Source organism: Actinophytocola sp., assembly GCF_050699935.1.
GTDB lineage: Bacteria > Actinomycetota > Actinomycetes > Mycobacteriales > Pseudonocardiaceae > Actinophytocola.
The window spans coordinates 1-3,521 of record NZ_JBOHGB010000278.1; the positions used below are offsets into that span (position 1 = coordinate 1).

The 3,521-nt window shown below is 69.0% G+C and carries 5 protein-coding genes; 2 read left to right on the top strand and 3 right to left on the bottom strand.

Annotation, left to right across the window (positions count from 1 at the left end; translation table 11 throughout):
* Positions 1–108: 108 nt before the first annotated feature.
* The 3 genes from ACRDTB_RS37740 to ACRDTB_RS37750 all read right to left on the bottom strand — a co-directional run bounded on the left by ACRDTB_RS37740 (position 109) and on the right by ACRDTB_RS37750 (position 2,492).
* Complete coding sequence (locus tag ACRDTB_RS37740; RefSeq protein ID WP_431437066.1) at positions 109–660, bottom strand: RNA polymerase sigma factor; 552 nt, start codon at positions 658–660, stop codon at positions 109–111.
* A gap of 54 nt (positions 661–714) precedes the next feature.
* Complete coding sequence (locus ACRDTB_RS37745; protein ID WP_431437068.1) at positions 715–1,806, bottom strand: inositol-3-phosphate synthase; 1,092 nt, start codon at positions 1,804–1,806, stop codon at positions 715–717.
* Positions 1,807–1,922: 116 nt separating this feature from the next.
* Positions 1,923–2,492, bottom strand: a complete 570-nt coding sequence (locus ACRDTB_RS37750; protein WP_431437069.1) for a PadR family transcriptional regulator — start codon at positions 2,490–2,492, stop codon at positions 1,923–1,925.
* Between the two features lie 241 nt (positions 2,493–2,733).
* On the opposite strand from ACRDTB_RS37750, the gene ACRDTB_RS37755 reads away from it, so the two are divergent.
* Both ACRDTB_RS37755 and ACRDTB_RS37760 read left to right on the top strand, forming a co-directional pair.
* Positions 2,734–3,138 (top strand): DUF5318 domain-containing protein, encoded by a 405-nt coding sequence (locus ACRDTB_RS37755; protein WP_431437070.1) that lies wholly within the window; start codon positions 2,734–2,736, stop codon positions 3,136–3,138.
* A 70-nt stretch (positions 3,139–3,208) separates the two neighbouring features.
* Positions 3,209–3,521: hypothetical protein (locus tag ACRDTB_RS37760; protein ID WP_431437071.1), on the top strand; the 313-nt coding region annotated here is incomplete at its 3' end.

Below are 3,521 nucleotides of genomic sequence, written 5' to 3' on the forward strand. Positions count from 1 at the left end.
GCCGGGCGGCGAGCCGGTGGTCGAGCGCGGCGCGTGGGGCGTCGCTCGGCTCGACGGCGTCGGCGAGGGCGCCCAGCCCGGCGCGCAACCTGTCCTCGATGTCGGGCATCAGCGTTCCTCCCCGTCGGGCCATGCCTTGCGGAGGTTCGCGAGGGCATGGCTGGTCGTGGCCTTCACGGTGCCGACCGCGATGCCGAGCGTCCCGGCGATCTCCCGCTGGTCGAGGTCGAGCCAGTAGCGCAGCACGAGGACCTGCCGCTGCCGTTGCGGCAAGGTGGCGAGCACCTCGCGGAGCCGGTCGTGGTCCTGGCCGGCGAGCGCCGCGGATTCGGCCGACTCGGCGTCGGGCCGTCGCTCGACGGGCGCCCGGCGCACCACGCGCAGGTGACGCAGCCGTGAGCGGGACAAGTTGACCACCGTGCGGCGCAGGTACGGCAACACGGCGTCCGCGCTCGCGAGCGACCGCCACCGGGCGTGCAGCCGTACGAACGCCTCCTGGGCGATGTTCTCCGGATCGTCCGCGCCGAGCAGGTAGGCCAGCCGCTTCATGGCCTCGAAGGACTCGTCGAACAGTGCCTCGAACGCCGACCCGGACACAGCGCCGAACCCCGCACCGGATGCGGTGCGGGGTTCGCGCGTGCTGTCGGTCGCCGTGCTCACGCCTCCTTGACGCCTACCACGACTCCGGGGATTAGTCGGACGGGCGGATACGGGTCAGCGGTCGAGCTCGCCGGCGATGAACCTCTCCACCGCGTCGTAGGCGTCCGAGTCCGAGTACTGCTCCGGCGGTGACTTCATGAAGTAGGACGACGCCGACCGGATCGGGCCGCCGATGCCCCGGTCGAGAGCGATCTTCGCCGCGCGCACCGCGTCGATGATCACTCCGGCGGAGTTGGGCGAGTCCCACACCTCGAGCTTGTACTCCAGGTTCAGCGGCACGTCGCCGAACGACTTGCCCTCCAGCCGCACGTAGGCCCACTTGCGGTCGTCCAGCCACGGCACGTGGTCCGACGGTCCGATGTGGACGGAAGCGCGCTCCATCTCATGCGGGATCTGGGAGGTCACGGACTGGGTCTTGGAGACCTTCTTCGACTGGAGCCGCTTGCGCTCCAGCATGTTCATGAAGTCCATGTTCCCACCGAAGTTGAGCTGGTACGTACGCAGCAGCTCGACCCCGCGGTCCTCGAAGAGCTTGGCCAGCACCCGGTGCGTGATCGTGGCGCCGACCTGGGACTTGATGTCGTCGCCCACGATCGGCACGCCGGCCTCGGTGAACTTGGCCGCCCACTCGGGGTCCGACGCGATGAACACCGGCAGCGCGTTGACGAACGCCACCCCGGCGTCTATCGCGCACTGGGCGTAGAACCGGTCCGCCTCCTCCGAGCCGACCGGTAGGTAGGACACCAGCACGTCGGCCCGCGCGTCGCGCAGCGCCGCCACGATGTCCACCGGGGACTCGTCGGACTCGGTGATGATGTCGCGGTAGTACTCGCCGAGACCGTCGAACGTGTGCCCCCGCTGCACGGTCACCCCGAGCGGCGGCACGTCACAGATCTTGATCGTGTTGTTCTCGCTCGCGACGATGGCCTCGGACAGATCGCGACCGACCTTCTTGGCGTCCACGTCGAACGCGGCGACGAACTCGACGTCCCGCACGTGGTAGTCGCCGAACTGCACATGCATCAGGCCGGGTACTCGGGAGACCGGGTCGGCGTCGCGGTAGTAGTGCACGCCCTGCACCAACGACGCCGCGCAGTTGCCGACGCCGATGATGGCCACCCGGACACTGCGGCGCTGCTCGCCCATGCCGGTTCTCCTTCTCACTGTGTCGACCTCACTGTGTCGATCTCTTGGGGTCCGTCCGTGGACGCGCGCGTACCACGGATGTGCTTGTCACAGATCCGCACTGACCTGCCGGCGCCCTAGTCGGCGCCCTCTCGCCGTTCCTTCTGTTCCCTCTGCTCGGTCGCGATCAGCTCGTTGAGCCAGCGAACCTCCCGCTCGCTGTGCTCCAGCCCGAGCCGGTGCAGCTCGCGGGTGTAGCGGTCGATCTGCTCGCCCGCCCGCGCCATCGACGACCGCAGGCCCTCGCGCCGCTCCTCCACCCGCCGTCGGCGTCCCTCCAGGATGCGCATCCTGATCTCCGCCGGCGTACGGGAGAAGAACGCCATGTGTACGCCGAATCCGTCGTCGTCGTACGCCTGCGGGCCGGCGTCGGCGAGCATCTCGGCGAACCGCTCCTTGCCCTCCGCGGTGAGCTTGTAGACCCGTTTGGCCCGCTTTCCCCAAGTCCTGGCGACGCGGTCGTCCGGGTCGGGCGGCGGCGTCTCCTCGACGATCAATCCGGCCTTGAGCAGCCGGCGCAGGGTGGGGTAAAGCGAGCCGTAGGAGAACGCGCGCAACGTGCCGAGCATGTCGCTCAGCCGTTTGCGCAGCTGGTAGCCGTGCATCGGTTCCTCGTGCAACAGCCCGAGGATCGCGAATTCGAGCACCAGGTCCCCTTCGTATGCTTGCTGACCTACTCGTCCACTATATCGCGCCGATACATCAAAGCGGTATTCACGAGGCGTACGTGGTGTTGATCACGACGTCCGGGCGCCCGGTGATCGTCCGTGACCGTGGGACATGATCGCTGGTCAGGTCACGGAACCGACGCAGAGTGGCCGACCGCCCGCGCGCCGTTATGCCAAACAGCATCTCGACGTGATAACGGCGCCGCGTACGCTGTCAGTCGTGCGAACACAGCGGCAGGTGGTTGACTACGCGCTGCAGCGCAAGGCGCTGCTCGCGGAGGTTTACGCCGGCCGCGTCGGCACCATGGAGGTGTGCGACGCGAACCCCTACCTGCTGCGCGCGGCGAAGTTTCACGGCACACCGAGCGACGTGACGTGTCCCGTCTGCCGCAAGGAGCCCGTCACCGGAGTGTCCTGGGTCTATGGTGACGCGCTGAAGCATGCGTCCGGCTCGGCGAGGGCCCCGGAGGAACTCGCCCGAATGGCGAACCTTTTCGAGGAGTTCACCGTGTATGTGGTGGAGGTATGTCGCAGCTGTGGGTGGAACCACCTGGTGCAGTCATACGTCCTGGGAACGCGTGGACTCGAGGACAGAAAGCCACGGAGAAGGACAGCGGCGGAGTGAGCGATCACGACGCCGTGGATGACCACCGCACGGCGCGTCCGCCCATCGCGCCGCTCTGGGAGGCCTGTACGTGAACGACCACCGTAGCCACCGGCGAGGCCCCGGTTCGCCGGCGTGGCCCACCGGCGACGACCCTGACTCGCCCGCGAACCACGCCCAGCCCCAGGAGCGAACCGGGTTCTGGAGCCCGCTGTGGGATGACGACGACCAGCCGAAAGCCGACGGCCCTCGGGTCGGGGGCCGCTCGAACGGATCGAACGGGCACGGCTCCAACGGCCGGGCGGCCCACCGGCTGCCCGACCAGGAAACCCCCGGCGCGCGCCACGCGGCCCCGCCGCCCCGACGGGCGCGTCCATCCGCCGGCCCGGCGTGGCCGACCGAGG

Excerpts from the sequence above, each read along its gene's own strand:
- ACRDTB_RS37745 (WP_431437068.1), bottom strand. The coding sequence starts at position 1,806 with ATGGGCGAGCAGCGCCGCAGTGTCCGGGTGGCCATCATCGGCGTCGGC.